Source organism: Erythrobacter sp., from assembly GCF_023653175.1.
Classification (GTDB): Bacteria; Pseudomonadota; Alphaproteobacteria; order Sphingomonadales; family Sphingomonadaceae; genus Erythrobacter.
In genome coordinates this window covers 1-26,626 of sequence record NZ_JAMNXL010000026.1, presented here as the reverse complement: position 1 = coordinate 26,626, position 26,626 = coordinate 1, and the positions used below count along the sequence as shown (strand labels likewise).

Here is a 26,626-nt window from a genome sequence, read left to right as displayed (position 1 = left end):
GGACGCGCGCGCCGAACCGGACAGGGCGCGTGTGAAAAATTCGCATCATTTCCGCATACTCTTGCAGAGGCGGCCCGGGCGAGGCACAAATCTCCATGGATTTTCAGCCAAGCGGGGGGCCATGGCCGAAGGTGACGGAGCGATGCGCGCAGCCTCGTCCGAGGCGCTCATCAAGCTGCTCTATGACGAATTGCACGAGATCGCGCGGCGCGAGCATCGCTGGGCGGGCAGCCCCGGCACCTTGCAGCCGACCGCATTGATCGGGGAGGCCTATCTCAAGATCAAGAACCGTGCCGACTGGCAGAGCAAGGCGCATTTCCTCGGCTGCGCGGCAACCGCGATGCGGCACGTGCTGGTCGATGCGGCCCGCGCGCGGCTGGCGGGCAAGCGGCATGGGGAGCGCACCAGCCTGACCGGCGCGCTCGATCAGCTGGCCTCGGAAAGCCATGACGATGAACAGCTGGTGGCGCTGGGCGATGCGCTGGCTGACCTTGCGAAGCACGACCCCGATCTCGCCCGGCTGGTCGATTGCCGGTTCTTCGTCGGCCTGAGCGAAGCCGAGACCGCCGAAGTGCTCGGCATCACCGACCGCACCGTGCGGCGCTGGTGGGTGCGCGCGCGGGCGTGGATCCATGCGCAGATGGCCGAGCAGGCAGGCGGCGGCGGCGAGGCCCAAGCCTAGGGCAGCTTGGCCAGCCGTGCGCGGACCTTGGCAACGCCTTGCAGCCCGAACGTTCCCGCCGGGCCGAGCGCGGTGAACCCGGCCTCCGCCTTCGCCAGCGCCGTCCTGGCCGCCGATGTGTCGCGCGCTGCCAGCGCCACGATGGCGCGGGTGAGTTCCAGCTGCGGGGCAAGCGGCGGGATCGCGGCGGCGGCGGCGTCCACCAGCGCCAGCTGGGCCTGCGCCGGACCAAGCTTGCCCTGTTCGGCCAGAATCTGCGCAATCGCCAGATCCTGCATCACCACCGGCGGCGCGGCGTCCCCCATGAAGCGCGCCAGCATGGGCCGCGACTCGTTCGCGGCAGCCTCGGCCGCGGCATACTGGCCTTCGGCCAGCTGCTGGCGCGAATAGAGCGACAGATCGGAGGCCAGCGCCGGGCTTTCCCCGTAAAGCCGCCGCCGCCGCTCGATCAGGCGGCGCAGCACCGCGCCGGCCTCACTGTTGCGGTCGGTGCGCATCAGGACGGCGGCGCGCAGCTGATCAAGGCCGAGTGCCTGGATTGTGTCGCCCTGCCCCGACTTCGCCAGCAACCGGTCCGCCCGCGCGAAGACGGCATCGGCCTCGGCCAGACGATTGCCCTCGATCAGATAGACCAGCAGGTTGTTGTAACGCACCATGAGCTGGCTCTGATTGCCGCCAAACGCCCGCTCGGCCCGATCAAGATCGCCGATCAGCGCCAGGGCCTTATCAAGATCGCCGCTGCGCCGGGCCATACTGGCGCGGGTGCCGATGATCGCCTCGCGCACTTCCTCTGCGGCAAGGCTGCCCGCCGGCAGCAGCGCCTCGGCCTCGTCCAGCAGGGCGGGCACGCGCTCGCCCTTGCTGGTGAACAATTCGGTATCGGCAAGGCTGGCCTTGAGCCGGGCGGTCTGGACCGGGCTGTCCTTGCCGATACCCTTGCTGACCGCGCGGTCCAGAAACGCCTGCGCGGCCTTGGCGTCCTGCACGAAGATATAAAGATCGGCGATGGCATTGGCGGTCGCGCCCGAACGCTCGCTGCCATCGAGCGTTGCCAGCAAGCGCTGCGCTGTCTGGTCAAGCGTCTGGCGGAAGGTCAGATCGCCTGACGATCCCCCCTGTGCCAGTGCCAGCGTAAGCGTCTGGACGATGGAATCCGCCCGCCGCGCTTCAGCGAGCGCGCGGTCGCGTTCGGCTTCGGCGATGTTGGCCTGCCGGGTGGTGGCAATGATCCCGCCGGTCAGCACCGCCAGCAGCGCGGCGGCGGCAGCGGTCTGCCAGCGGTAGCGCCTCAGGAATCGCTTCACCCGGTAGCCGGTTGTCGCCCTGCGCGCCGCGACCGGGCGGAATTCGGCATAGGCGTCGAGGTCCGCCAGCAGCGCGGCGACGCCGGGATAGCGCTCTGCCGGGTCTTTCCGCAGCGCCTTGAGCACGATCGCATCGAGATCGCCCGCCAACCGCGCAGGCGGAATGGCGGCGGGCCCGCGCGCCTCGGCCCGGCTCGGCCCGCGCACCTCGTCCTCGACGATGCGGCGCACCAGCGTTGAGAGCGGACTTCCGCTGTCGCCCCAGGGCTGGGTGTCGGCGAGCAGGGTGTAGAGCACCAGCCCCAGCGCGTGGACATCGGTCGCCACGGTCACCGGCCCCGCGGTCAGCTGTTCGGGCGAGGCATAATGCAGCGTCAGGACGCCGCCGGTGATGCCGGAACGCTCCGGATCCTCGGCAAGCGAGGCCACCCCGAAATCGAGCAACCGCGCCCGCCCCTGCCGGTCGATCAGGATGTTCGATGGCTTGATGTCGCGGTGGACGATCAGGTTGGCATGGGCATGGGCGGCGGCCTCGCACACTTGCCGGAACACTGCGAGGCGCGCTTCGAGCGAGGGGTTGGTGCGCGCCACCCAGGCGCCGATCGTCTCGCCCTCGACATAGGCCATCGCCATCCACAAGCGGCCTTCGGGGGTCACCCCGCCGTCGATGAAGTGGGCGATGTGCGGGTGATCGAGCCGCGCCAGCATCCGCCGTTCGCGGGCGAAGAGCTTCTCGTCCACCGCCATGTCGATGCGCAGCAGCTTCAAGGCCACCTGCTGGCGGAAGGAGGGATCGTCGCGTGTGGCAAGATAGACCTCGCCCATCCCCCCGCGCCCGATCAGACGGTCGATCACGAAGCCGCCGACCCTGGTACCTTCGGCGAGCGCGGCAGGCTGCGGCGCGCGAGCGCCTCGGATCCCGAGCGGCCCGCCATCGAGCACCCCGGTCAGCTCGGCCGCCGCCAGCATCCGCTCCACCTCCGGCGCGATGCCCGGCGCGAGGCCCGCCAGCGCCGCCGCGCGCTCGCCCGCATCGAGCGGTGCGATCCGGTCGAACGCCGCCATGATTGCTTCCCAGCGCCCGGAGTCCATCTGTGCCATGCCTTATCCCCCTGCCCTGCAACATGCTGTGTGCCGGGCGGCCTCGTCAATTGTCAGCGTCTGGCGGCAGAACCGTACCAGTGCCCCAGCTGCCAGCGCCCGTCGTCGCTGCGATGCGTCTCGGCGCCATCGGGCACGAAGGCGATCTGCGCATCGTCCGGCCCGGCGAGCAGCAGTCGCATTCCCTCCATGTACCAGCGGTTCACCCGGGCGAGCGCCTTGCTGCGGCACTTGCGTACCGTGACGCGCCCGCCCTCGCGCGGGGCGGTGAGATTGGCAGGCGGGCCGAACTGGAGAATGCAGGGCTTCTGGCCCTTGGCACTGAACTGCCACGGCCCCTCCCACTCGCCCGGCTGGCGGAGGCGTTCGAAACTCTTGATCGCCGGGACGAGATAGAATTGCGGCGCGGCGACGCTGGGGCTGGCGGGGAGCGCGGTCTCGTCCTCCTCGAAGCGCATCAGGGTCGCCCCCTTGTCATCGAGCAGGCGCACCCCGTCCTCGAAGGTCCAACCCGCAGCCTTGGCGGCGGCAGGGACATAGTTCGCGCACGAAGCCCCCGCGCTCGCCTGCCACCCGCCGCGTGCGGGGGCGAGGGTGAAGGTGACGGGGCATGCGGGGGAGCCATCGACGGGGACGATCTGCCAGTCTCCGGCAAGGTCGGCGGCCATTGCAAGACTGCCGTTCTCCCCGTCCTGCGCGGCCGCACCCGCTGCCAGCACCAGCGCCAGCATGGCGGCCAGCCGGATCACGGTGCCACGGCGCGGGCGACCGAGCTCGCTTGCTCCAGTGTGGCCTCACGCCCGAGCAGCGTCACCACCACCGAACGGCGTTCATCGTAGAACACCTGCAGGGTCTTCGCCATCGGTGCCGCCCGCCACAGCGCTGCCTTGCCGAGCCCGGGTACATCCTCGGCCGGTTCCATCGAGCCATCGGCGGTGCGTGCCTTCTCGATCGCCTCGGGGGTGGCATCGTCATAGGGCGCCTCGCGGGTCAGCAGCACCGCCATCGCCCCGCCCGCCCCGCTGTAATTGCACATCGAGGTCGCCGCCGTGTTGTCGGTCATGGGCGACATCGGGGTGAGCTTGGCTGTCTCGAAGGTGAGGCCGGTGAGGCTAGAGATCTTGGCCGGATCGAGCATCGCACAGGCCTGCGTCGCATCCCACCCGCTGGCAGTGGGGGCGGCGGCCGCGGCATTCGTCTCGCCCCCCGTCTCGGCCCCGCCGCACCCGGCTACACCTGCCGCCAGCGCGGCTATAATGATCATGCGTTTCATCGTCTGGCTCCCTTCTCAGAACAGCAACCCGCCGCGCTGGCCCCGCGCAATGCAGCGCGCGCCCGCGACGGTGGTGCCGCCATTGGTTTCATTGGTCGTATCGAGCTGCCGCCACAGTGGCCCTTGCCCTTCGAAGTCATGCGCCCGGCGGAGCCCCTTGCCCCTTCCCACATGCGCATCACCTCCGAAGACGCACTTGCCGTGCACAACCGGACACATGATCAATCGGATGGGAAGAATTCTGGAAAAATACCTCGGCAGAGGCCCCAAGAGTTCGCTGCGGGGTCGCTTGCTGAACGGCAGCAACCAGGAAGCGCTCCCGCAGTAGCGGCCATTTGCGATCTGATCATCGCAGTGTCGGCCTCTGGTAAAACCGGTCATCTGCAATGCAGTTTGGGAAGGGCAGACATGTCCCAGAACCGGCAATCCGGTTTCGGCGGCTCCCGACCCAGAAATGGTCGTTCACAATCGCCCCATTGAACGGCTGCTTCCTCCAGAAGCAGCCGTTCCGCTTGCGGGATTACTCAAAGATCTTGCTCATAACCGTAGGAGCGTGGTTAGGCCCAACGACAATCCCTCGCTTGGGCCAGTCGAGCCTCGATCTGGCACCGCACCTCGCCGTAATCTTCGACCTTCACGATCCAGTTCTTGTAGCGCGGTTGCCAGCGACCGCGGCCCTTCACAGTGCCGCGGACAATGTCAATCAAAGGTTCTACCGGCGGATTACGGATGGCCACTTCTGTATCGCCTAGCGCGGTGAAGGTAATTTCCCCATGCGGGGTCATAATGGGTGACAAATCAAGCCTGGGTTCTTCCAGCGACACTTTCGCTGGATATGGGGTGTACTCACCGATAGCCAGCGGCTGGATTTTGCCCTCCTCTTCTCCCTGTTTGGTCGCGGCGTCCGCCTGCGCGAGCCCGAGCCGCATTTTCCAGTCGAAGACGATAGGAGTGTTTGCGCCGCACAATTTTTCGCCCAATTCCCGCAGCCAAGCTGTATCGCGCTTTTCCCAGAATGCGCTTGCGCTCATCTTTACTATGGACAGCGCACTGAGATCGGCGCTCTGACGCTCCCACCATTCGCCGAATTGATCCCACTTCACGATTGTCACATCGTCGGGCACCTGACGTCGATCGACGCTGGTGGTCGGGGCGACGAGAATTAGCGGCAGCACCTCGAGGTAGGCGTATCCATTCGCTTCCAGCCAGCGGCGCAGCACGATCGCCTGCAGGCGCGCCTGCTGGATCGGCGAAGGTACGGGCTGCGGCTGCTTGCCGTACCAAACCGTCCATTCCCCGTGCGCGTTGCATTGCAGCCGCCCACCGTAATTCTTTGTCTCGCACAGCCATATCCGGCCTTGCCCACGATGGATGACGAGATGATCCATCTGCGCGAATTCTCCGCGCACCCCGATCCGCAAGTCGTGAAGCAGGCCTATGCGGCCGGATTCTCCGAAGACGCGGTTCATGACATGCGCCGCATCTCGCTCGCCCTGGTTGCCGGCGATCAACTTCTTTTATTCGCTGTCGAGCCGGCGCTTCTGAGCGGCGACGCAGTGGCTCGCCAATCGAGCGAGCTCTGCAAAATCGCCGCGACGCTCGTCCGATTGCTTCAAAGTCATACCGGGTTCCACCTCTTCCTGCCTTGGCTAAGACATTGAAGTTAAAGTTCAGTATCCCGGTTCTCTGGCGCCAGCCGACGCAGCGGCATCGTCAAACAAACAATAGCCTGATCGTCTCTCTCGAACCGCCTCTAGCCCGGGAGGATGCAGGCCCTTTGAGTTCCCGTCTTGAAATGCGTTTCCATGTCTTTGAGGGGACGCCGCGGTCCTTCTTCGAGCGCCACATGGCGGAATAGGGGGGCAGGCGCTTTCGCAACCCCTGCGGGGCGCTTTCAGGGCTTGCCGGCGAGCGCCCGCAGCATCATCTCCCAGTGCAGGACATCGTCAAAGGCGGCGCGCACCGGAATTCGCTCGTCGCGGCCATGGGCGCGCTCGTCCTCGGGGACGACCAGCCAGGTACCGTCGACATTGTAGGTCGGGATGCCCGCGGCCCGGAAAAAACTGCCGTCGGTGGTGCCGATGTCCATCACCGGCGTGATCCGGATGGCCTCGCCGTGGATCCGCCGGACGGCCGCGGCATAGGCGGCAAGGACGTCCTCGCGCAGCGGCGAGACCGGCGTCGGCGTGCCGATGAACGAAGGGTCGGGTGTGACCTCGGCGCCGGGCCCGACCAGGGCCTGAAGCTCGGCCCGGATCGCGGCCGGTTCGACGCCGGGCATGATCCGGCAATTGACCGCCGCGCGCGCCATCTGGGGGAGGGCATTGTCGGCATGCCCGCCCTCGAGCATGGTGGCCACGCAGCGGGTGCGGGTCATCCCGGTCTCGAGCTCGCTCGCCTCGATCATGTCCGCCGCTGCGCCATTGCCGGGATCGGCCAGCCACGCGCGCATCGCATCGCCCAGTGCGCCCGCCTCGTCCTGCTGGCGTGACTGGAAATAGGCGCGGGTGACTTCGTTCAGCTGCGGCTCGAACCGGTGGGCCTGGATCTTGCGGAGCGCCTCGGCAAGCTCGTAGATCGCGTTGTCGGGGCGCGGCCGCATCGAATGCCCGCCGCGGTTGCGCACCGTCACGAAATAGGTCTGGTAGGTCTTCTCCGCCGCCCCGATCACGAACCCCAATGGGCGCCCGGCGGCATCGAAGGTGCCGCCCCAGGCATCGGCATTGAGGGCGAATTCGGCATCGAGCGTGCCGCGCCAATCGGTCGAACCGAGCAGCGCGCCGTTCTGCGCAGTCTCTTCGTCGCCGGTGAAGAAGACGATGATGTCGCGATCCGGCGCGAAGCCCTCGGCCTTGAGCTTGGCCAGCGCGATCGTGATGGCGACCAGCTGGGCCTTCATGTCGAGCGTTCCGCGGCCATAGAAATAGCCGCCCTCCTCGACGAAGGCGAAGGGGTCGCGCTCCCAGTCCTCGCGCCGCGCCTCGACGACGTCCATGTGCCCGAGGATCAGGATTGGACGGCGCCTCGGCGCGGCGGAAGTCCAGCGGACGATCAGCGCCGCGGTGCTGTCGCCTTCCCCCGCCATGTAGGGGCGGATTGCGATCGAAGCGGCGGGAAAGCCCGCGGCCCTCAGCGCGCCTGCCAGCAGTTCGGCAACCTTCGGCACCTTGCCGCGCCCGGGGACGCTCGGCACCTCGACCACCTGCTCGAGCAGCGGGCGGACCCGGGCTTGCCACTCTTCCGGCAACCGCGAGGGTTCATCGACGGGCCCGGCGGTGAGCGCAGCCGGAATGGTGGCAAGCAGGCACGCGAGCAATAACCGCAAGATGGCCCCCCTTTGCCAGCGATGCGAAGCGCCCTCGGGGCCTCGCCATGCCGCTTGCCACTGTCATCCCTCAAAACGTGAAGCGCAACCCGAGATCGAAGTTGTGCCCCTGGATGGTCCGGGTGAATTCCTGACCGCGCGCATCGAGACCGCGCACGAGGTCGGCGTCGAACCAGCGGTATTGCGCATTTAGACGCAGCCGGCGCGTGACCGGGACCGAGACGCCCGCCATGAGCTGATAGGCAAACACGGTGTCGTCGTCGTCGATCAGCCGGCGCGGCGGCGCGGTCGGGGCCGCCGCCACGGTCGCGACCGTGACGACCTCGACCCGCGCAGCGCCGAGGCCTGCGCCCACATAGGGCCGGATGCCGCCGGTGGTCAGGTCGACATAGACATTGCCCATGTAGCGCGTGATGTCGTTGCGCCCGTCCTGCGGCAGCGTGACCACGAAGGGCGAGCTGACCGAATAGCTGCTGGCATCGTTCTCGCTGTAGCCGACTTCTACCTCGGCACGCACCCGCCCGAAGTCGCGGCCGAACGCGGCACTGGCGCCCCAGCCGTTCTCGACCTCGTTGTCAGTGGTCAGCGTCGGAATCGCAACGCCGCCGGGACCGATCGCATTCGCCACAGTCCCCACCGAATCCTCCAGCAAGGACAAGCTCCCGGAGGCCGAAACATACCAGCCTTGGTCGGGTTCCTGCGACTGCTCCTGCGCTGCGGCCACGGCCGGCCAGCTTGTCAGCGCCACCATCGCCCATGTTCCTGTCGAAATCCGCATTCTGATCCTCCATTCCGCCCACATGGCGGATAAGGATCGTTAAGACAGGGCGGTTTTGTGCGGCTACGCTCCGGGCGTAATGATCTCGTGATGTTTGCATGATCTCATGAGCTTGATCCCCTTGGACCACCTGCAAACCTGGTGGTAGGTTCACCCATTCCCGGAGCGCTGCCCATGAACGTCGCCCCTCTTCGCCGGATGGATTCGATCCAGCTTGGACATGAACGTCGCTTCGTGCTGGGCGGGCTGTCGATCGATCCGCCGTCACGGCGGGTGTCGCGTGGCGGCAAGATCGAGGACCTCGAGCCGCGGGTCATGCAGGTTCTCGTCGCTCTTGCCCAGGCCGAGGGGAACGTGGTCAGCCGCGATGAACTGTTCAACCGCTGCTGGGACGGACGCATCGTCGGCGAACATGCGATCAATCGCGTGATCGCCCGCCTTCGCAAGCTCGAGAACGAGTTCGAGGGCGCCTTTCGCATCGAGACGGTCACCAAGGTCGGGTATCGACTGGTGGTGACCGGATCGGCATCCGAGCGCGCCCCCGACCTGTCCCCGCCGGCCGTCGCCACCCCGGGCGGCAAGTCCGGCTTGTCCCGCCGGACGCTGCTGGCCGCCGGTGCCATCGCGGTGGCCGGGGCGGCGGGTCTGGGCGTCTATGCCCTCGGCAGCAGGCGCCAGACGAATGAAGCCGCGCTTGCCTTCTACCGCAAGGGCATCGAAGCACAGCGGCAAGGGCTGGCCGAGCAGAACGAGCAGGCGGTCGCGCATTTCCGCAAGGCGGTGGATGCCGACCCGCTCTTTGCCGACGGGTGGGGCGCTCTGGCCCTGTCCTATCGGCACCTGCTCGAAATGCGTCCGACCGGGGAGGAGGCGGCGCTCGCGCAATCGGCCCGCTCGGCAGCGATGCGCGCGCTCGAGCTCGACCCGCGCAATGCCGATGCCGAGACCGCCCTGATCCTGATCCCGCCGATCTACGGCAACTGGGCGAAGATCGAACGCGATTGCCGCGCGGCACTGCAACGTCATCCCGATGCCTGGCTACTGCACGGAAATATCGGCAATGTCGCGCTCGAGACCGGGCGATCGCGCGCGGCGGTCGCGCATTTCGAGCATGCCATTGCGATCGACCAGTTCCTGCCCATCTCCTGGGCGAAACGTGCCGACGCCCTGTGGTCGGCGGGACGGATCGAGGAAGCCGACCGCAGCCTCAGCGATGCCTTCGAGCGCTGGCCGCGGCACCCGCGCATCTGGTTCGCACGCTGCCAGTTCCTGACCTTCGCGGGACGGCCGGACGAAGCGCTGCTGATGATCGCGAACCAGAAGGCCCATCCTTTCGGCGTTCCCGCTTCCGCCATCGAGGACGCATTGCTGGTCGCCAAGGCAGCCGGCAGCGCAGGCGCCGCCGAAACCCGGGCCGCGCTCGAACGAACGAGATCAGGCTCGGTGGCCCAGTTTGTCTGGCTGTGCTGTGCCGCGGGGCAGCTTACTACGGCGCTGCAACGGCTGGACGACTACTTCACCATCCCGATGAACACCGCGGCACCGAAGCTCGCGCGCAGGTACACTGCGTTCCTGTTCTCACCGCCAGCCAAGCCGCTTTGGCACCTTGCGGAATTCTCGAGGCTTACCGAGCGGATCGGCCTAGGGCAGTATTGGGAATCGACCGGCCGCGCACCCGACCATCTTTTGATGGATCGATCGAGCTGAGCTGGATGTCAGACTTGGCAGTCGGCCTCTGAGCAAATACCTCGGTCTCAGGTTAAGCAGTAGTCGCTTCTGGTCTGAGGGTCAGGCGAGCTCAGCCGGGATACGAGGCCGGGCGGGCGCAGTCTGAGTGTCGGGTTTTGGCGATAGAACTGCCATCGAGCACGTTGCGGTGGAACGGCGACTAAGTCCCGACGTCGCCATTAGGGTCGCTTGGGAGCTTAGTCCGCTTTTAGAGCCTCGATGCGAGGCGCTACGACCCAGATGAGGGCGCAAAGCTGACGTCATCGCGATGCGCTAAGAACGATGGCCCAGTTCTCATCTTCATCTTGCCCGGTGCGCCAAGGGGGCGGCCTCCCGCCGGGAGGGTCGCCCCCTTGGCATACGCGCAGCAAACCTGTCGGGTGCCCCGCGGCTGATGCTATCGAGGCGACCAGCCCAGTGCTGCCGAGGCGGCGCCTTGCGGGATCTCGGTAATGATTTCGTGGACAATGACGCTCTCGCCCGGCGCAAGGCGCCGCTTTTCGGGGCGCACCGTTCGGTCCTCCAACATCCGATCGCGCGCGTCGCTGAAGATGACGCGCAGATCGGGCACGGCGAGGCTCTCGCTGCCCGTGTTGGTAATCGTGCCGCGGACCCGGAACACAGCCTCGCCGCTCTCCAGTACTTCCTTGGACTGAAGCGCCGCGGGAAAATCGAGAGCCAGATCGGGCGAGGCGAGCGCGAAGGTCGCGCGGCGCATCCCGAACAGCCAGCCCGCCATCCGCTCGATCGCGGCCGCATGGGCGCGGGCTTCTTCAGGGGAGGGGGCGGCAGGCTCGGCCTGTGCTGCACCTGCCAGGCTGACGAGCACGGCGACCGCCAGAACCCTTGCCGGATTTGTCGCGCGCGCCATGCTCTTGTGCTCCCGAACCGCCGGAGATTGTATCGCACGCCGCACCGCGCCGCAATCGGCTGGTTTTGCGTGAAAAACAACCTCCGGACCGGTCGGGGGCCTCAGCGCCTTCAGCTGGCAACGCGACCCGCGATCCACGCGTCCACCCGCCGCTCGAGGATCGAGAGCGGCTGCGATCCGCTGGCGATCAGGAGGTCGTGGAAGCCCTTAACGTCGAACTTCGCGCCGAGCATCTTTTCGGCCCGCGCGCGCAGCTCCATGATCTTGAGCATCCCGATCTTGTAGCCGGTCGCCTGTCCGGGGAGCGTGATGTAGCGCCGCACCTCGGAACGCGAGCGCTCGATCGGCTGGCGGCCGGTCTCGTTCATGTACTTGACCGCCTCGTCCTCGGTCCAGCCCATCGCGTGGAGGCCGGTGTCGACCACCAGCCGCGCGGCGCGAAACAGTTCGGCATCGAGGCGCATGAAGTCCGCGGCGATGTCCGGATAGGCGCCCATCTCCTTGCACACCGCCTCGGCGTAGAGCCCCCAGCCCTCGCCGAATGCGACATAGCCGGTGACAGAGCGGAACTTGGGCCCGCCATGCTGGCGCACCTGGATATCGCCTTGCGTGTTATGCCCGGGGACCGCCTCGTGGCACATCAGCGTGTACATCGCGGCAGGGTCGGGCATGGTGCCGACAAGGTGCACATAGGTCTTGGCCGGGCGCTTGCCGTCCGGGCTCGGGGGCGAGGCATGGGCCGCACCGCCCGCGACTTCGGAGAAGGCGGGCTCGCGCACCACCTCGATGCCATAGGCAGGCAGCTCACCGAACCATTCGGGCAGCAGGGTGCGGGTGTGCGCGACGAAGGCATTGGCGGTGTCGAGATATTCCTTGCGTGCTGCGTCGTCATATTGGCGCGGCGGGTAGAGCCGCTTGCGCTCTGCATAGAAGGCGTGGCGGTCCGCAAAGCCGGCCTGGCGGGCGAGCGCATCCTGCTCGGCCTCGATCCGGGCGACTTCGGCTCGGCCGACACTGTGGATCTCGGCCGCGGTCATGTCGGTAGTGGTGACGAGCTTCAGCTCGCGCTCGTAATATTCGAGGCCCCCCGGCAGGATCAGCGCGCCAACCTTGCCGCTCGGCGCGGTGGGCAGGCTCGCTTCGGCCCATTGGATGACGCGGGCATAGGCAGGCTGGAGATCGAGGATCGCGAGGCGCGCCTTCTCGAGCAACCGATCGGCCTCCTTGCGGGAAAGCTTGCCGCCAGCCACGAGGGCTTCCGTCTTGGCCTTCACATCGGCCCACAGCGCCGCGTCGGGGCCCTCGCCATAGGGCGCGCCCGAGGTCAGCTTGCGGCTGCCTTCGATGATCGTTTCAAGCTGGAAGCGCGGCGGGTTGATCCCGGCCGCCTGACTGGCCCGCGTGCGTTCGATTGCGCTGTCGAGCAGTGCGGGCATCCGTTCCAACCGGACGATGTAGTTACGAAGGTCCTTCGCGTCGGCGACCGTGTGGGTGTTGATCAGGAAATCAGGGAGCTGGCTGTGCGCAGAATAGAGCCGCGAATAGAACGGCGGACGATAGAGGCGGTTGGCGAGCGAGATCTCGGCGCGCTCGGCCTCCAGCGCCCAGATGTCGTAGTTGACCTGCGCTTGGGGCGAGAGCCTGGCTCGGTCAAAGGCTGCGCGCATTATGGCGACGCTGGTCTTGCGCCATTCGACTTCGGCGCGGGCGGCCTCGTCCGAAGTGTCGTTCCAGCGGTCGCCGCCCTCCTTGATCCCGAGCCGGGTGGCGAGCTGCGGCTGGGTCTTCACCCAGGCCGCGAATTCGGCATCTAGAAAGGCGGTGAGGCGCGCGTCCTCGCCCTGCGCGGGGACAGGGGCCGGCGCAGTCTGGGCCAAGGCCCCGGCAGGCAGCGTCACGGCGGCGAGCGCCATCGCGAGGCTGAAGGTCAGCGTGTTGGTCATCGATCGTCCCTTGGCGCAGCATCGCTGCGTGATCCGCTTGGGTAGCGGCCGGGGGAGAGCCAATGAAGCCCCTTTCGTCGAGAGCCGTGGGCGGGTCAGCCGAGCGGCAGCCCCAGCGCCTGCGCCACCGCCGCGACGTGGAGCTTGCCGCCCGACACGTTCAGCCCGGCCGCCAGATGCGGATCGCCCGCCATCGCGGCGTCGGCGCCCTTGTTCGCGAGCTTGAGCACGAAGGGCAGTGTCGCATTGCCGAGCGCCATGGTCGAGGTGCGTGCCACCGCGCCGGGCATATTGGCGACGCAGTAGTGGATCACGCCGTCCACGGTAAACACCGGGTCCTCGTGGGTGGTGGGGTGCGAAGTCTCGAAGCAGCCGCCCTGGTCGATTGCGATGTCGACCACCACCGCGCCCGGGCGCATGCTCGCGATCATCGCTCGGGTGACGAGCTTGGGCGCGGCGGCGCCGGGCACCAGCACCGCGCCGATCACGAGGTCGGCCCCCGCCACCGCCTCGGCAATCGCGGCCGAGGAGGCAAAGGCGGTGCGGATTTGGTTGCCGAAGGTCATGTCGAGCTCGGCAAGGCGGCGGTTGGAGATGTCGAAGATCGTCACGTCGGCGCGCAGGCCGACCGCCATCTGCGCCGCGTTGACCCCGGCAACCCCGCCGCCGAGGATCACCACCCGGCCCGGTTCGACCCCCGGAACGCCGCCGAGCAGCACGCCGCGCCCGCCCTGATGCTTCTCGAGATAATGCGCCCCGCACTGCACCGACATGCGCCCGGCGACTTCCGACATCGGCTTCAGCAGCGGTAGAGAGCCGTCGGGCGCGGTGACGGTCTCGTAGGCGATTGCCGTCGCGCCCGAGGCCATCAGCCCCTCGGTCTGCGGCTTGTCGGCGGCGAGGTGGAGGTAGGTGAAGAGCAGGTGATCGGGTCGCAGCATGGCGATTTCGGAGGCCTGTGGCTCCTTGACCTTGACGATCATCTGCGCGGCATCGAACACGCTCGCCGCATCGGGCAGGATACGCGCGCCAGCAGTCACATAAGCGGCATCGACGAAGTCGACGCCCGCACCAGCGCCCGCCTGCACCACCACCTCGTGGCCTGCCCGCACCAGTTCTGCGACTGCCGCTGGCGTGAGGCCGACGCGGTATTCGTTGTTCTTGATCTCGGTGGGAACGCCAACGCGCATGGGGGATCTCCTGCTCTGCTCTCTCGCGCGCCTTGTAGCAGGAGGGGCGAGCGGGTTCTTCGCAATGATCGGCATAGCGGGAGCGCGACGCGGGAAATTCTTGCGCGCTAGACAAGCAAGGCGCATAAAAATCCCGCATGGACCGCGTAGACCTGAAAATTCTTGATCTGCTCGCCGCGGACTCGCGGCTTACCGGCGAGCAGCTCGGCGAGCGTGTCGGTCTCAGCCCCTCGGCCGCGCACCGCCGTGTCAAGGCGCTGGAGGAGACCGGCGCGATCCTCGGTTACCGCGCGCGGCTGTCACGCGCGGCGCGCGGCAATCCCTCGACCGTGTTCGTCCAGGTCACGCTCACCGACCAGCGCCAGGCGACCATGCTCGCCTTCGAGGATGCCCTCGCCCGCACGGAGCAGGTCGCCGAAGCCTATCTGATGAGCGGCCAGTCCGACTATCTCGTCAAGGTGCTGGTGCGGGACGACGACAGCTACGAGCGCATCCACCGCGAGATCCTCTCTGCGCTCCCCGGCGTGCAGCGGCTGATCAGCCAGTTCACGATCCGCACACTTGAAGGCGGCGACTGAGCCCGGCGCGCACGCCATCGGAGCAAATGGCGGCAATTGCGACAAGCAAATGGCAAAACCATGAAAGACACTCGTCTTGCGCGGACTAGGTTTTGTCGCATGCCCCTTGTTTTCTGCGGGGGATCGCCAATCTGGCGCTTCCGGTTCTGTTACGGTTCAGGGACAGGATTGCAGTAGAAAGTTAGTTTCCCGACAGGTATAGGACAAATATGGCCACGCCGATCTACGAATTTGCCCAGATTCCGCGGGTCGACCCCGCGGCGAAGGCGCGTGGGCGGGTGCGGCGCGTGCGCGATGCGGGGCAGGCTCCGACTGTCGGCGTGATCTACAATCCGCGCAGCCACCGCAATCTCGGCGCCGATTTCGACTGCGGCATCTGCCCCCATGTCCACATCGCCCAGCCGCGCGAGCGCGGGCAGCTGCCGCAGGCGCTGGCCGAATTCGCCGCCAAGGGCATCGACCTGCTCGTCATTAACGGCGGTGACGGCACGGTGCGCGACGTGCTGACCTGCGGCCAGGCGATCTTCGGTGACGATTGGCCCGCGATCGCGGTGCTGCCCAAGGGCAAGACCAATGCGTTGACCGTCGATCTCGGCGTGCCCGAGGACTGGGGCCTGCAGGATGCGATCGATGCGCTCGACGACGGGCGCCGCGTTTATCGCCGCCCGATGCTGGTGTCGACAGCGCGCGAGCCGGGCAAGCGCGTGGCAGGCTTCATCCTCGGCGCGGGCGCCTTCACCAAGGCGACCCAGGCCGGGCAGAGCGCGCACAAGCTGGGCGCGTTCGATTCGATGGTGGTTGCGGTCACCGGCCTCTGGGCGCTACTCCAATCGCTGTTCGCGGGGCGCGGCAATGCTTGGCGCAAGGGCGCGGAGATGGCGATCGGGCTCGGCACGGCGGATGCTCCGATGGAGCACAGCGGCCACGGCGATCCGGCGATGCGCCAGCTGCTGTTCGCCTCGACCCTCGAGACGCTGCCCGCCGGGATCAGGCCGTTCGGCGCGCTCAGGAACGGGCTGAAGCTGGTCGCCGTCGACCAGATCCCGCGCCGCACCACCGCGCTGATCCCGCTGGTGCTGATGGGCAAGATCAAGGGCCCCTTGCGCGAACGCGGCATCCACCAGCTTGCCGCGACCCAGTTCAGCCTGTCGATCGGCGACCAGTTCATCCTCGATGGCGAGGCCTTCCCCGCAGGCGACTATCGCATCGAGCAGGGGCCGGAGCTCGCCTTCGTCGCACCATGACCGGCACGCCCGCGGCGGCGCTCGCCGAACGGATCGCCGCGCGCCTTGCCGTCCCCACCGACCCCGCCGTAGCCGACTTCGCGCGCGCCCTTGCTGACGCGTCGGGCGCGGTTGCGGTGCTGTTTTACGGATCGAACCTCAGGACCGGTTCGCTCGACGGGGTGCTCGACTTCTACCTGCTGCTGCCCGGCACGCAGGAGAGCGCCATCTGGCCACGCGTGTCCTATCACGAACGTTCGCATGACGGCATGACCCTGCGCGCCAAGGTCGCAACCATGCGCCTCGCGACCTTTGCGAAGGCCGCCGGGGGCGAGCTTGCCGACACCACCATCTGGGCGCGCTTTGTCCAGCCCTCTGCACTGATCTGGGCGGCGGATGACGCCGCGAAGGCTGACGTCATCGCCGCCATCGCATCGGCCGCCGCCACCGCCGCGCGGCTCGCCGCTGCCTTGGGCCCGGTCAGCGCCGCCGCCGAGGACTACTGGCGCGCGCTGTTCCGCGCCACCTACAGCGCAGAATTCCGGGTCGAGAAACAGGGCCGCGAGAACGACATCCTCTCGGTCAACGCTGATCACTTCGCCGGGCTGCTGCCGCTCGCGCTCGAGGCGGGGGGGATCGCGCCGGGCCTGCATGGCAGCATCCTCACCCCGCGCCTGATGCCGGCGGAGCGGGCGCGGATTCTTGGTTGGTGGAAGCGCCGTCGCCGGCTCGGCAAGCCGCTCAATCTGCTGCGCCTCGTCAAGGCGAGCACCACCTTCGAGGGTGCGGCGCGCTATGCTGCGTGGAAGATCGAGCGGCACACCGGAATGCCGGTCAAGCTCACCCCGTTCCGCGAGCGCTTCCCGCTGCTCGCGGCACCTCAGGTGTTGTGGGACCTCAGCCAGCACCGGCGCAAGCAGCGCGCCGGTTAGAGATACTGCATCGAAATCGTCATCCGCGTGACCCCCGGGCCCGCGGTGAAGCGCGCCTTGTCGACCGAGGGCGCCTGCGGGACGAGGCCGAGGATCTTCTTGATCCCCGGATTGTTCGACATGCCCGCGCCGTCGGTCGAGATGTCGGTCTTGCGGTTGCCGTTGGCGTCATGCTGGACCGCGATGGCGAAAGCGCCCTCCGCGGGCAACGGCACGCACACCGTCATGCTGCCCGCCTGCGGCCTAGCGTCGACCCGCATGACATAGCGCTTGCTCACCAGCCAGTCGGCCTTGGTGGCGGGATAGGCGCGCACGAACAGGTTGCCGGAGGAGGATTTCAGCCCCGTCACCGTGATCCGCACCGCCGGGCCCTTGCCCGCGGCACATTGCCCGAGGTCATTGTTCATGCTCCGGCCGTAGACATAGCCCTGTGCGGCCACCGGCACGGCGAGCGCGGCCGCCAACGCCAAACCGGCCGACACGCGACGGGCAGGACGGGGAGAAAAGGGCGAAATGACGGTCATGGACAAGCTCGCAAGGTAAGGGCGGCGAAACAGGCGCGCAAGCGGGGGGAGAGGGGGGAGGGCCGCGCGCCAGCGGGGATAGCGGCGCGATTATGGGGCGATCTGCCTGAATTGCGGCTTAATTGACCGCTTTCGGGTCATCTTGCCGCCCCGCGCGGTGGAAAAGCAGACAAATCGCCTTGTCGCGCCTTTCGCAGGGCCCTTATGTCTGCAAAAGCGTCCCAGAAAGGCTCCGCGCCCGCGCCATGACCACGCCTCTGATCTCACCCTCGATCCTGTCCGCCGATTTCGCCCGCCTGGGCGAAGAGGTTCGCGCTGTCGATGGGGCGGGCGCGGATTGGATCCATATCGACGTGATGGACGGGCATTTCGTGCCCAACATCACGATCGGCCCCGACGTGGTAAAGGCGCTGCGTCCGCACACCGCCAAGCCCTTCGACGTCCACCTGATGATTGCCCCGGTCGATCCCTACCTTCAGGCCTTCGCGGACGCGGGCGCGGACATCATCACCGTCCATCCCGAAGCCGGCCCCCACATCCACCGCACGCTTCAGGCGATCAAGGCGCTGGGCAAGAAGGCGGGCGTCGTGATCAACCCGGGCACGCCGGTCGAGGTGCTCGACAACCTGATGGACCTCGCCGACCTGATCCTCGTGATGAGCGTCAACCCCGGCTTCGGCGGGCAGAGCTTCATCCCTTCGCAGCTCAGCAAGATCGCGCGGATCCGCTCGATGATCACGCGCTCGGGCCGGATGATCCATCTCGAGGTCGACGGCGGCGTCAATGCCGAGACCGCGCGGATGTGTGTCGAGGCGGGGGCCGATGTGCTGGTTGCAGGCTCGGCAACCTTCAAGGGCGGGGCCGATCACTACGCTTCCAACATCGCCGCGCTGAAGGGCGCAAGGTAAGTGGCGAGCCTGCTGCGCTCCCCTGCCGCCACCCGCGCGGAGGCGCTGGTCGAGCAGGCGGCGGGTGCGCCGGTGCTGCCGCTCGGCAGCACGCCGGAGCCGGGCGCGGAGGCTCCCGCGCCGCCGCCAGTCGAGGAGCCGTCGCGCGCGCTGGCGCTGTCCGATGTCATCGCGGTCAAGTCCGGCCCGGGCGAGGCGCTGATCCGGCTCGCCTACCGCATCGGCATCCCCGGCCACGCCATTGCCGCCCCGTTCCGCCGCCCGCAGGCGACGCGGGTGCTGGCGACGGTCGAGAGCCCCAACCGCGGCGACCGCGCTGCGGGCACGGCCCTGCGCGCCGGGCATTTCCTGATTCACGGCGTGCGCCTGCCGATCGCGAGCTTCGATTTCTCGGTGAGCGCGCATCAGGCCCCCGGGGTCGAGCGGGTGGTGCATTCGTTCAGCTGGCTGGCCGATCTCGCCGCCAGCGCGCCGCGTGCCGATGCCGCCGCCGTGGCCGAGCGGATCGCCGGGCTCTGGCTCCATTCCCACGCGGCCCCCGGCAAGGGGCCCGCGTGGGAGGCCGAACTCGCCGGGCTGAGGCTGGTCGCCTGGCTGGTCCACGCGCCGCTGATGCTCGGCGGCAACGACAAGGGCCTCAAGGCGCGGCTGCTTGCCGCCATTGCCGAGACCGCGAGCTGGCTCGACAAGCGCGCCGCCAAGGAGCCTGCGGGCTTCGGGCAGGTCGCCGCCTGGGCGGGGGTGGTCGCCGCGGGGCTGCTGCTCCCCCACGGCAAGCCGCGGCGGCTGTTCGGCGAAGCGGGGCTGGTCACCGCCTTGGGCGACATGGTGGGCGAGGATGGCGGCGCGCTGTCGCGCTGCCCCGCCGCGCAATTGGACGCGATCCGCCTGCTGACCGATCTCATCGCCTGTTACGCCGCTGCCCAAGTCACCCCGCCCCCCGCACTCGCCGTCATGCGCGAACTGCTGGTGCCGCCGCTCCTCGCACTGCGGCACGGCGACGGGGCGTTGGGGTGCTGGCAGGGGCAGGGGGCGATCCCCGCCGACCGCGTAAATGCCGTGATCGAGGCGAGCGGCGTGCGCACCCGTCCGCTGGGGCAGGCGGCGGGCTGGGGCTACCAGCGTATCAAGTCGGGCGAGACGCTGCTCCAGTTCGACACCGCCCCGCCGCCGCGTGCCAAACACGCGCGCACCGGCTGCGCCTCCACCCTCGCCTTCGAGTTTTCTGACGGGCCGCAGCGGATCATCGTCAATTGCGGCGGCGCGGCGCTCGCCGGGGGGCAGGTGCCCGCGCGCATCGGGCAGGGCCTGCGCGCCACCGCCGCCTTCTCGACGCTGGTGCTCGACAATGCCAATTCCACCGCGGTGCTGCTTCACGGGAAGCTCGGCAAGGGGGTCGAGACGGTGGATTTCGACCGCCGCCAGATCGCCCGCCCCGGCCACCGCGAGGCGACCCGGATCGAGGCTGCGCACAACGGCTATGCCTCCCGCTTCGGCCTCAGCCACCAGCGCATCCTGACGCTGAGCGGCGACGGCACCGAGCTGGCGGGCGAGGACATCCTCGTCCCCACCAGCCGCAACGGCAAGCGCGGCAAGATCGGCTTTGCGATCCGCTTCCACTTGGGGCGCGGGGTCGAGGTGCAGCTCTCGCCCGACAAGCGCGGGGCGAGCCTGCTGCTGCCCGATGGTCGGCTCTGGCAATTCCGCCTCGGCGGCGATAGGGGCGGGGCCGGCGAGATCACCTTGCACGCCGAGGACAGCCTGTGGGTCGACGGTGACGGCCGCCCGCACGCGACCGAGCAGCTGGTGATCGAGGGACTGGCATTGCGCAGCGGGGGACAATTCTCCTGGCGCTTCAGGAAGACAGGATAGATTCCATCATGACGCAAGGTGTGATCCGGCGGGCGCTGCTGTCAGTGTCCGACAAGAGCGGTTTGGCGGAACTGGGCGCGGCGCTGGCGGCGCGCGGCGTCGAGCTGGTCAGCACCGGGGGCACGGCCAAGGCGCTGCGCGAGGCGGGGCTGACGGTGAAGGACGTCTCGGACCTCACCGGCTTTCCGGAGATGATGGATGGGAGGGTGAAGACCCTCCACCCCGCCGTGCATGGCGGGCTGCTCGCCCTGCGCGACAATCCCGAGCATGTCGCGGCGATGGAGGCCCACGGGATCGGCGGGATCGACCTCGTGGTGGTCAATCTCTACCCCTTCGAGGCTACGGTCGCGAAGGGTGCTTTGCGCGAAGAGGTGATCGAGAATATCGACATCGGCGGGCCTTCGATGGTGAGATCAGCCGCGAAGAACCATGGCTTCGTCACCATCCTGACCGATCCCGCAGACTACGCCACGCTGGTTGCGGAAATGGACGCCAATGGCGGCGCGACGACGCAGGCGTTCCGGACCCGGATGGCGGGCAAGGCCTATGCCCGCACTGCCGCCTATGACTCCGCGATCGCCAGCTGGTTCGCCTTCTCGCCCGCCGCTTCGGATGAGCCGACGCTGTTCCCCGAGACGCTCCCGATGGCGCTGAAGCGCGCCGACACGCTGCGCTATGGCGAGAACCCGCACCAGAGCGCGGCGATCTATGTCCCACAGGTCGCGGGCACCGCGGGCGTGCCGCAGGCGGTGCAGTTGCAGGGCAAGGAGCTTAGCTACAACAACCTCAACGATGCCGATGCGGCATTGGAACTCGCTGCCGAGTTTGCCGGGCAGGAGCCCGCGGTGGTGATCGTCAAGCACGCCAACCCCTGCGGCGTGGCGCAATCGGGATCGCTGCTGTCGGCGTGGGAGGCGGCGCTGGCGTGCGATTCGGTATCGGCCTTCGGCGGGATCGTCGCGGTGAACACCGAACTCGACGCCGCCACCGCCGAGGCGATCAGCGCGATCTTCACCGAGGTCGTCATCGCCCCCAGCGTCTCTGCCGAAGCCCGCGAGATCTTCGCCAAGAAGAAGAACCTGCGCATGCTCGAATGCGGCGCGCTGCCGAACCCCCGTAGGGGCGGCCTCGCCTTGAAGACCATCGCCGGGGGCGTGCTGATCCAGTCGCGCGACAACGGGGCGATTACGGCGGATGACCTCAAGGTCGTCACCAAGCGCGCGCCGAGCGAACAGGAATTGAAGGACTGCCTGTTCGCCTGGACCGTGGCGCGGCACGTCAAATCCAATGCCATCGTCTACGCCAGGGACGGCGCGACCGCCGGGATCGGCGCAGGCCAGATGAACCGCCGCGATTCGGCGCGCATCGCCGCGATCAAGGCGCAGGAAGCCGCCGCGACCCATGGCTGGGACGCCCCGCGCACCCAAGGCAGCGCGGTCGCCTCGGACGCCTTCTTCCCCTTCGCCGACGGGCTGATCTCGGCGGCCGAAGCGGGCGCGACCGCCGTCATCCAGCCGGGCGGCTCGATCCGCGACGACGAGGTGATCGCGGCGGCTGACGAAGCGGGGCTGGCGATGGTGTTCACCGGGATGCGGCATTTCAGGCATTGATGTTTGCGGGGGCGCCTCCGCGCCCCCGTCCTCGGTGCTGTTCCTTCGCTTCGCTACAGGCACCTGCGGGCGGCCGTTCGGCCTTGCGGGCCTGCGGCCCGTTCCAGTCCTCCCCTTTGGGTCATCACTGTGGGGGGTATAGGGGCGCGCGGCAGGCCGAAAAAATCACCCGCCTACGCAATCCCCGCATTCGTCGCAGGCCGCGCACGGCTCGGCCCGCATCTCCCTTAGGCGCAACTATTTTTCACCGCCTTCGTAACCAGTATAGGGCCGCAACCCTAATACGGCCTGTCGCCAGTTCATCCCGCCGCAATCCGGCCGCGGGCAAAGAGCGGGCGGAAACTTACGCGATTCACGAGTCCCCCATGCGCCTCTTCTCTTCCGACCTGTTCCGCAATTTCGGCATTGGCTTCGTCCTCGGGACGGTGCTGATCGTCGGCGGACGCGCGGAAAACTGGAGCGGCGCGGTGGCCTCGCCTGCGCAAGCGGCCGAACTTGACGCTGGCACCGCCACCGTCCCCGCTCCCGCAGCCGAGTTCGTGATCGCGCCTCAAGAAGGCTGAGCTCCCATGCACAAGATCGCCGTCCTCCTCGCCGCCGGCTCGCTGGCGCTGAGCGCCTGCGCGGGCACCGCGCTGGCCGAGGAACCCGTCGCCGCCCCCGCCGCCACGCGTGTCGCCAAGGAAACCGCCGGTCTGAAGACCGCGGTCTTCGCGGGCGGCTGCTTCTGGGGCGTCGAGGGCGTGTTCAGCCACGTCAAGGGCGTCAAGGGCGCGGTCTCGGGCTATCATGGCGGCACGCAGAAGAGCGCGAAATACGATCTCGTCTCGAGCGGCGTCACCGATCACGCCGAGGCGGTGAAGATCACCTATGACCCGGCGGTGATCCGCTATGACCAACTGCTGCGGATCTTCTTCTCGGTGGTCGCCGATCCGACGCTCAAGAACCGCCAAGGCCCCGACGTGGGCGCCCAGTACCGCAGCGCGATCGTGCCGATGAGCGCCGAACAGAGCGCGGTCGCCAAGGCCTATCTCGCGCAGCTCGGCAAGGCGGGACTGTGGGCCAAGCCCATCGCCACCAAGATCGAGCCCTACAAGGCGTTCTACGCGGCCGAAGCCTATCACCAGGACTTCATGCTGGCCAACCCGACGCACGGCTATATCCGGCGCTGGGACGCCCCCAAGGTTGCGGCGCTGAAGCGCATGTACCCCGGCGTCTACCGCGCGAGCTTCCTGAAGGACGCGGGGTAAGTCCCAGTCGCGCTGGCGCGCGATGTAGACCCCCGCCCCGCCTCCGCCCGAGGATGACGAAAACGTCCGGGAGACGTTTCGCCGAGGGGCCGGCCACCATCCCGTAATGGAGTTCTTGGGGGCCGGGTGGGGAGGCGGGGGTCAGCACCACTGAAGGTGGCACGCAAACAAAAAGCGCCCACTGGCGCTTGCCACCCTGTCTCATTATATTCGCAGACATGGGACAGCACGCACACAGCCACCACGAACTGGCCGGCCAGGACCTCGTCGTCGAAGCCGCGCGCGCGCTGGTCGCATCCGGCGAGCAGTGGACCAGCATGCGCGAGGCGGTGTTTGCCGAACTCGCCCGGCACGAGCGTCCGGTCTCGGCCTATGACATCGCCGACAACCTTTCGGCGGCGCGCGGCAAGCGGGTTGCGCCCAATTCGGTCTACCGCATCCTCGATCTGTTCGTGGCCAACAACCTTGCGATGCGGGTCGAGAGCGCCAACGCCTATCTCGCCAACACCCACCCCGGCTGCGCACATGACTGCATCTTCCTCGTCTGCGACGAATGCGGCGAGGCTGCGCATGTCGATGACGAGGAGGTCAGCCGCGCCGTCCGCGCCATCGCCGCCGCACGCAGCTTCAAGGCGGAGCGCCCGGTGCTGGAGATCCGCGGACTGTGCAAGGGCTGCGCATAAGCAGCAACCAGGGGGAGCCAAACCGGTTCTCCGGCAATTGATCTGCCTCAAGCCTGAATCGACACGCCCCTTTTCCCTGTGTAAGGCTGGTCGCTATGACACAACCGCCTTACACGCCCCTGCTCGATCAGGTTGACACTCCCGACGACCTGCGCCGCCTCAAGCCCGAACAGCTCCGCCAACTCGCCGACGAACTGCGCACCGAGATGATCGATGCGGTCAGCACCTCGGGCGGGCACCTCGGTTCGGGCCTGGGTGTGGTCGAGCTGACTGTCGCGATCCACTATGTCTTCAACACGCCCGACGACAAGCTGGTGTGGGACGTGGGGCACCAGTGCTACCCGCACAAGATCATCACCGGCCGCCGCGACCGCATCCGCACGCTGCGCCAGGGCGGGGGCCTTTCGGGCTTCACCAAGCGCTCCGAGAGCGAATACGACCCCTTCGGCGCGGCGCACTCCTCGACCTCGATCAGCGCGGCGCTGGGCTTTGCGATCGCCAACAAGCTGCAAGGCCGCCCGGGCCGCGGGATCGCGGTGATCGGTGACGGCTCGATGAGCGCGGGCATGGCCTACGAGGCGATGAACAACGCGGCGCAGGCGGGCAACCGGCTGATTGTTATCCTCAACGACAACGACATGTCGATCGCGCCCCCGGTTGGCGGGCTTTCGGCGTACCTCGCGCGGATGGTGTCCTCGTCCGAATATCTCGGCATCCGCAGCCTCGCCAGCCGCGCGGTCAAGAAGATGAGCCGCCGCCTGCACGACACTATCGGCAAGGCCGAGGAGTTCACCCGCGGCCTCGTGACCGGCGGGACGCTGTTCGAGGAGCTGGGCTTCTACTATGTCGGCCCGATCGACGGGCACAATCTCGACCACCTGCTCCCCGTGCTGGAAAACGTGCGCGACACCAGCGAAGGCCCGGTGCTGATCCATGTCGTGACCGAAAAGGGCAAGGGCTATGCCCCGGCCGAAAACAGCGCCGACAAGTATCACGGCGTGCCCAAGTTCAACGTTGTCACCGGCGAGAAGGCCAAGAGCGCGCCCTCCGCGCCCGCCTATCAGGACGTGTTCGGCCTGACGCTGGCCAAGCTCGCCGAGACCGACGACCGCATCTGCGCGATCACCGCCGCCATGCCTTCGGGCACCGGCGTCGACAAGTTCGCCAAGGCGCACCCCACCCGCACCTTCGATGTGGGGATTGCCGAGCAGCACGCGGTGACCTTTGCCGCGGGCCTCGCGGCAGAGGGGATGCGGCCGTTCGCGGCGATCTATTCGACCTTCCTCCAGCGCGCTTACGATCAGGTGGTGCACGATGTGTGCATCCAGAATCTGCCGGTGCGCTTCGCCATCGACCGCGCAGGTCTGGTCGGCGCGGACGGGGCGACGCACGCAGGCTCCTTCGACATCACCTATCTTGCCACCTTGCCCAACATGGTGGTGATGGCTGCGGCGGATGAGGCGGAGCTGGTCCACATGACCTACACCGCCGCCGAGTATGACGCGGGGCCCATCGCTTTCCGTTACCCTCGCGGCAACGGCACCGGCGTGCCCATGCCCGAGGTTCCGGTGAAGCTCGAAATCGGCAAGGGCCGGCTGGTGCGCGAAGGCTCCAAGGTCGCGATCCTTTCGCTCGGCGCGCGCCTGACCGAGGCGCTGAAGGCTGCCGACACGCTGGAGGCCAAGGGGCTCTCCACCACGGTTGCCGATCTGCGCTTCGCCAAGCCGCTCGACGAGGAGCTGATTGCCAAGCTGATGCGCACCCACGAGGTGATCGTGACGGTCGAGGAAGGCGCCATCGGCGGCCTCGGCGCGCATGTCCTGACCTTCGCCAGCGACACGGGCCTCACCGACAACGGGTTGAAGGTCCGCACGCTGCGCCTGCCCGATACCTTCATCGATCACGACGACCCGATGAAGCAATATGACGAGGCCGGCCTCAACGCCCCGCAGATCGTCGACACGGTGCTCAAGGCGCTGAAGCACAATAGCGCAGGCGTCGAAACTGGCGAAGAGGCGCGTGCCTGACACGCCGACGCAGAGCGCGCCCGAGCCTTTCGTGGCGCGCTACTCGATACCCAAGCTGCTGGCTTGGGCCATCCTCTCGGGCGGGATGGCCGCCCTGTGCTTCCCCTTCGCCGTGGGAGGCCTCGCAAGCGGGATCGCTGTCGGCCTCGTCCTCGGATTGGCGGGCACTGTCGGGCTACTGTTCTTCGGCCTTATCGCCCTCGTTCAGGCCATCCGCCTGTTCGACCGGCGCGAACAGGTGGTGGTGAACGCCAAAGGGTTGTTTGTGCGCGCGCACGGCGAGAAGGTGATCGGGCTGCGCTCAATCAAGGGGCTGCACCGCGATGCGGGCCGCATTGGCGTCACGCTCTACAAGCCTTCGAAATATCCGATAGAGCGCCGGCACCGCCGATTGATCTGGCGCATCAACGGCAGCGGCGCGCGGGAGTTCTTCGGCGACGTGTGGATCTGGACGAACCAGCTGGACCGCTCATCCCCCGCCATCCTCGAAGCGGTTCTGGCGCATCGGCCCAAGACCGAATTCGAGCGCGAACTCGAAGAGATCATCGCCGCCAACCGCTAAGGCGCGCAGCCTAGCGCGGCTGAGTGATCAGCAGCGCTTCGGGATTGGCAGGCGGTTCGACCGGAACGGCCGCACCTTCGGCCTCGGCCGGCGCCGCGCGCGACGCTGCTTTCAGCTCCTCCAGCTCCTCCAGCCACAGCCGGTCGCGTTCGGAGATCGGCTCGCCCTTCAACTGCGCGATATCCCGGCGGCGCTGGGCGAGGTAGGTTTCGCGGCGCAGGCGGTAGGGGTCGTCCGAAGCGCGAATGCTCGCGATCTCCTC

General features: G+C 67.7%; 24 protein-coding genes and 1 pseudogene. 14 read left to right on the top strand and 11 right to left on the bottom strand.

Annotation, left to right across the window (positions count from 1 at the left end):
- The first annotated feature begins 121 nt into the window (after positions 1-121).
- Positions 122-682, top strand: coding sequence for an ECF-type sigma factor (locus NBV68_RS05175; RefSeq protein ID WP_296307767.1), 561 nt, complete (start codon positions 122-124; stop codon positions 680-682).
- Here NBV68_RS05175 and NBV68_RS05170 read toward each other — a convergent pair.
- The 4 genes from NBV68_RS05170 to NBV68_RS05155 all read right to left on the bottom strand — a co-directional run bounded on the left by NBV68_RS05170 (position 679) and on the right by NBV68_RS05155 (position 5,829).
- A complete protein-coding gene (locus NBV68_RS05170; RefSeq protein WP_296307766.1) occupies positions 679-3,087 on the bottom strand; it encodes a serine/threonine-protein kinase in 2,409 nt (802 codons plus the stop codon). The genes NBV68_RS05175 and NBV68_RS05170 overlap by 4 nt on opposite strands.
- A gap of 53 nt (positions 3,088-3,140) precedes the next feature.
- Positions 3,141-3,836 (bottom strand): AprI/Inh family metalloprotease inhibitor, encoded by a 696-nt coding sequence (locus NBV68_RS05165; protein WP_296307765.1) that lies wholly within the window; start codon positions 3,834-3,836, stop codon positions 3,141-3,143.
- The gene (locus NBV68_RS05160; protein ID WP_296307764.1) at positions 3,833-4,360 is read right to left on the bottom strand and encodes a hypothetical protein; all 528 of its coding nucleotides are present in this window, start codon (positions 4,358-4,360) and stop codon (positions 3,833-3,835) included. Before NBV68_RS05160 ends, NBV68_RS05165 begins: the two co-directional genes overlap by 4 nt.
- 557 nt (positions 4,361-4,917) lie before the next feature.
- Positions 4,918-5,829 (bottom strand): nuclease-related domain-containing protein, encoded by a 912-nt coding sequence (locus NBV68_RS05155; RefSeq protein WP_296307768.1) that lies wholly within the window; start codon positions 5,827-5,829, stop codon positions 4,918-4,920.
- Between NBV68_RS05155 and NBV68_RS05150 the strand changes: the two genes are divergently transcribed.
- The gene (locus NBV68_RS05150) at positions 5,740-6,021 is read left to right on the top strand and encodes a hypothetical protein (RefSeq protein WP_296307770.1); all 282 of its coding nucleotides are present in this window, start codon (positions 5,740-5,742) and stop codon (positions 6,019-6,021) included. The genes NBV68_RS05155 and NBV68_RS05150 overlap by 90 nt on opposite strands.
- Before the next feature lie 233 nt (positions 6,022-6,254).
- On the opposite strand, the gene NBV68_RS05145 is transcribed toward NBV68_RS05150, so the two are convergent.
- Positions 6,255-7,685: a M20/M25/M40 family metallo-hydrolase gene (locus NBV68_RS05145; RefSeq protein WP_296307763.1), complete on the bottom strand. Its 1,431-nt coding sequence runs from the start codon at positions 7,683-7,685 to the stop codon at positions 6,255-6,257.
- Between the two features lie 70 nt (positions 7,686-7,755).
- Positions 7,756-8,463, bottom strand: a complete 708-nt coding sequence (locus tag NBV68_RS05140; RefSeq protein WP_296307761.1) for an outer membrane beta-barrel protein — start codon at positions 8,461-8,463, stop codon at positions 7,756-7,758.
- Between the two features lie 174 nt (positions 8,464-8,637).
- Between NBV68_RS05140 and NBV68_RS05135 the strand changes: the two genes are divergently transcribed.
- Complete coding sequence (locus NBV68_RS05135) at positions 8,638-10,170, top strand: winged helix-turn-helix domain-containing protein (protein ID WP_296307760.1); 1,533 nt, start codon at positions 8,638-8,640, stop codon at positions 10,168-10,170.
- A gap of 418 nt (positions 10,171-10,588) precedes the next feature.
- On the opposite strand, the gene NBV68_RS05130 is transcribed toward NBV68_RS05135, so the two are convergent.
- The 3 genes from NBV68_RS05130 to ald form a co-directional block, all read right to left on the bottom strand.
- Positions 10,589-11,062, bottom strand: coding sequence for an FxLYD domain-containing protein (locus NBV68_RS05130; RefSeq protein WP_296307759.1), 474 nt, complete (start codon positions 11,060-11,062; stop codon positions 10,589-10,591).
- Between the two features lie 110 nt (positions 11,063-11,172).
- Entirely contained in the window at positions 11,173-13,005 is a 1,833-nt protein-coding gene (locus tag NBV68_RS05125; RefSeq protein ID WP_296307758.1) for a DUF885 domain-containing protein, read from the bottom strand.
- A 95-nt stretch (positions 13,006-13,100) separates the two neighbouring features.
- Positions 13,101-14,195 (bottom strand): alanine dehydrogenase, encoded by a 1,095-nt coding sequence (ald, locus tag NBV68_RS05120; RefSeq protein ID WP_296307757.1) that lies wholly within the window; start codon positions 14,193-14,195, stop codon positions 13,101-13,103.
- 137 nt (positions 14,196-14,332) lie between these two features.
- Here ald and NBV68_RS05115 point away from each other — a divergent pair, with 137 nt between their 5' ends.
- The 3 genes from NBV68_RS05115 to NBV68_RS05105 all read left to right on the top strand — a co-directional run bounded on the left by NBV68_RS05115 (position 14,333) and on the right by NBV68_RS05105 (position 16,928).
- Positions 14,333-14,773: an Lrp/AsnC family transcriptional regulator gene (locus tag NBV68_RS05115; RefSeq protein WP_296307756.1), complete on the top strand. Its 441-nt coding sequence runs from the start codon at positions 14,333-14,335 to the stop codon at positions 14,771-14,773.
- Between the two features lie 209 nt (positions 14,774-14,982).
- Complete coding sequence (locus tag NBV68_RS05110) at positions 14,983-16,017, top strand: diacylglycerol kinase family protein (RefSeq protein ID WP_296307755.1); 1,035 nt, start codon at positions 14,983-14,985, stop codon at positions 16,015-16,017.
- Entirely contained in the window at positions 16,014-16,928 is a 915-nt protein-coding gene (locus NBV68_RS05105; protein WP_296307754.1) for a hypothetical protein, read from the top strand. The genes NBV68_RS05110 and NBV68_RS05105 overlap by 4 nt, the downstream gene beginning before the upstream one ends.
- Here the strand turns inward: NBV68_RS05105 and NBV68_RS05100 are convergent.
- Positions 16,925-17,410: a DUF2141 domain-containing protein gene (locus NBV68_RS05100; protein ID WP_296307753.1), complete on the bottom strand. Its 486-nt coding sequence runs from the start codon at positions 17,408-17,410 to the stop codon at positions 16,925-16,927. The genes NBV68_RS05105 and NBV68_RS05100 overlap by 4 nt on opposite strands.
- A 287-nt stretch (positions 17,411-17,697) precedes the next feature.
- Between NBV68_RS05100 and rpe the strand changes: the two genes are divergently transcribed.
- The 8 genes from rpe (at position 17,698) to NBV68_RS05060 (ending at position 26,364) form a co-directional block, all read left to right on the top strand.
- Complete coding sequence (rpe, locus tag NBV68_RS05095) at positions 17,698-18,360, top strand: ribulose-phosphate 3-epimerase (protein ID WP_296307751.1); 663 nt, start codon at positions 17,698-17,700, stop codon at positions 18,358-18,360.
- Positions 18,361-20,232: a heparinase II/III family protein gene (locus NBV68_RS05090; RefSeq protein ID WP_296307750.1), complete on the top strand. Its 1,872-nt coding sequence runs from the start codon at positions 18,361-18,363 to the stop codon at positions 20,230-20,232.
- A gap of 8 nt (positions 20,233-20,240) precedes the next feature.
- Positions 20,241-21,842, top strand: coding sequence for a bifunctional phosphoribosylaminoimidazolecarboxamide formyltransferase/IMP cyclohydrolase (purH, locus tag NBV68_RS05085; RefSeq protein WP_296307748.1), 1,602 nt, complete (start codon positions 20,241-20,243; stop codon positions 21,840-21,842).
- Positions 21,843-22,207: 365 nt separating this feature from the next.
- Entirely contained in the window at positions 22,208-22,405 is a 198-nt protein-coding gene (locus NBV68_RS05080; RefSeq protein ID WP_296307746.1) for a hypothetical protein, read from the top strand.
- 6 nt (positions 22,406-22,411) lie between these two features.
- Positions 22,412-23,092 carry a peptide-methionine (S)-S-oxide reductase MsrA gene (gene msrA, locus NBV68_RS05075; RefSeq protein WP_296307745.1) on the top strand — a complete coding sequence of 227 codons (681 nt, stop codon included), beginning with the start codon at positions 22,412-22,414 and terminating at the stop codon, positions 23,090-23,092.
- Positions 23,093-23,310: 218 nt separating this feature from the next.
- On the top strand, positions 23,311-23,775 hold the full coding sequence (locus NBV68_RS05070) for a transcriptional repressor (protein WP_296307744.1): 465 nt from the start codon (positions 23,311-23,313) through the stop codon (positions 23,773-23,775).
- A 95-nt stretch (positions 23,776-23,870) separates the two neighbouring features.
- Complete coding sequence (gene dxs, locus NBV68_RS05065; RefSeq protein ID WP_296307743.1) at positions 23,871-25,802, top strand: 1-deoxy-D-xylulose-5-phosphate synthase; 1,932 nt, start codon at positions 23,871-23,873, stop codon at positions 25,800-25,802.
- Positions 25,795-26,364 carry a hypothetical protein gene (locus NBV68_RS05060; protein ID WP_296307742.1) on the top strand — a complete coding sequence of 190 codons (570 nt, stop codon included), beginning with the start codon at positions 25,795-25,797 and terminating at the stop codon, positions 26,362-26,364. The genes dxs and NBV68_RS05060 overlap by 8 nt, the downstream gene beginning before the upstream one ends.
- Before the next feature lie 10 nt (positions 26,365-26,374).
- On the opposite strand, the pseudogene NBV68_RS05055 reads toward NBV68_RS05060, so the two are convergent.
- Positions 26,375-26,626 (bottom strand): annotated as a pseudogene (locus NBV68_RS05055) (hypothetical protein); the annotation flags it as partial.

Bases quoted from the DNA above. Each gene is read 5' to 3' on its own strand.
- NBV68_RS05175 (WP_296307767.1), top strand. From the start codon at position 122: ATGGCCGAAGGTGACGGAGCGATGCGCGCAGCCTCGTCCGAGGCGCTC.
- NBV68_RS05170 (WP_296307766.1), bottom strand. From the start codon at position 3,087: ATGGCACAGATGGACTCCGGGCGCTGGGAAGCAATCATGGCGGCGTTC.
- NBV68_RS05160 (WP_296307764.1), bottom strand. From the start codon at position 4,360: ATGAAACGCATGATCATTATAGCCGCGCTGGCGGCAGGTGTAGCCGGG.
- NBV68_RS05150 (WP_296307770.1), top strand. From the start codon at position 5,740: ATGATCCATCTGCGCGAATTCTCCGCGCACCCCGATCCGCAAGTCGTG.
- NBV68_RS05155 (WP_296307768.1), bottom strand. From the start codon at position 5,829: ATGAACCGCGTCTTCGGAGAATCCGGCCGCATAGGCCTGCTTCACGAC.
- NBV68_RS05140 (WP_296307761.1), bottom strand. From the start codon at position 8,463: ATGCGGATTTCGACAGGAACATGGGCGATGGTGGCGCTGACAAGCTGG.
- NBV68_RS05135 (WP_296307760.1), top strand. From the start codon at position 8,638: ATGAACGTCGCCCCTCTTCGCCGGATGGATTCGATCCAGCTTGGACAT.
- NBV68_RS05130 (WP_296307759.1), bottom strand. From the start codon at position 11,062: ATGGCGCGCGCGACAAATCCGGCAAGGGTTCTGGCGGTCGCCGTGCTC.
- NBV68_RS05125 (WP_296307758.1), bottom strand. From the start codon at position 13,005: ATGACCAACACGCTGACCTTCAGCCTCGCGATGGCGCTCGCCGCCGTG.
- ald (WP_296307757.1), bottom strand. From the start codon at position 14,195: ATGCGCGTTGGCGTTCCCACCGAGATCAAGAACAACGAATACCGCGTC.
- NBV68_RS05115 (WP_296307756.1), top strand. From the start codon at position 14,333: ATGGACCGCGTAGACCTGAAAATTCTTGATCTGCTCGCCGCGGACTCG.
- NBV68_RS05110 (WP_296307755.1), top strand. From the start codon at position 14,983: ATGGCCACGCCGATCTACGAATTTGCCCAGATTCCGCGGGTCGACCCC.
- NBV68_RS05105 (WP_296307754.1), top strand. From the start codon at position 16,014: ATGACCGGCACGCCCGCGGCGGCGCTCGCCGAACGGATCGCCGCGCGC.
- rpe (WP_296307751.1), top strand. From the start codon at position 17,698: ATGACCACGCCTCTGATCTCACCCTCGATCCTGTCCGCCGATTTCGCC.
- purH (WP_296307748.1), top strand. From the start codon at position 20,241: ATGACGCAAGGTGTGATCCGGCGGGCGCTGCTGTCAGTGTCCGACAAG.
- NBV68_RS05080 (WP_296307746.1), top strand. From the start codon at position 22,208: ATGCGCCTCTTCTCTTCCGACCTGTTCCGCAATTTCGGCATTGGCTTC.
- msrA (WP_296307745.1), top strand. From the start codon at position 22,412: ATGCACAAGATCGCCGTCCTCCTCGCCGCCGGCTCGCTGGCGCTGAGC.
- NBV68_RS05070 (WP_296307744.1), top strand. From the start codon at position 23,311: ATGGGACAGCACGCACACAGCCACCACGAACTGGCCGGCCAGGACCTC.
- dxs (WP_296307743.1), top strand. From the start codon at position 23,871: ATGACACAACCGCCTTACACGCCCCTGCTCGATCAGGTTGACACTCCC.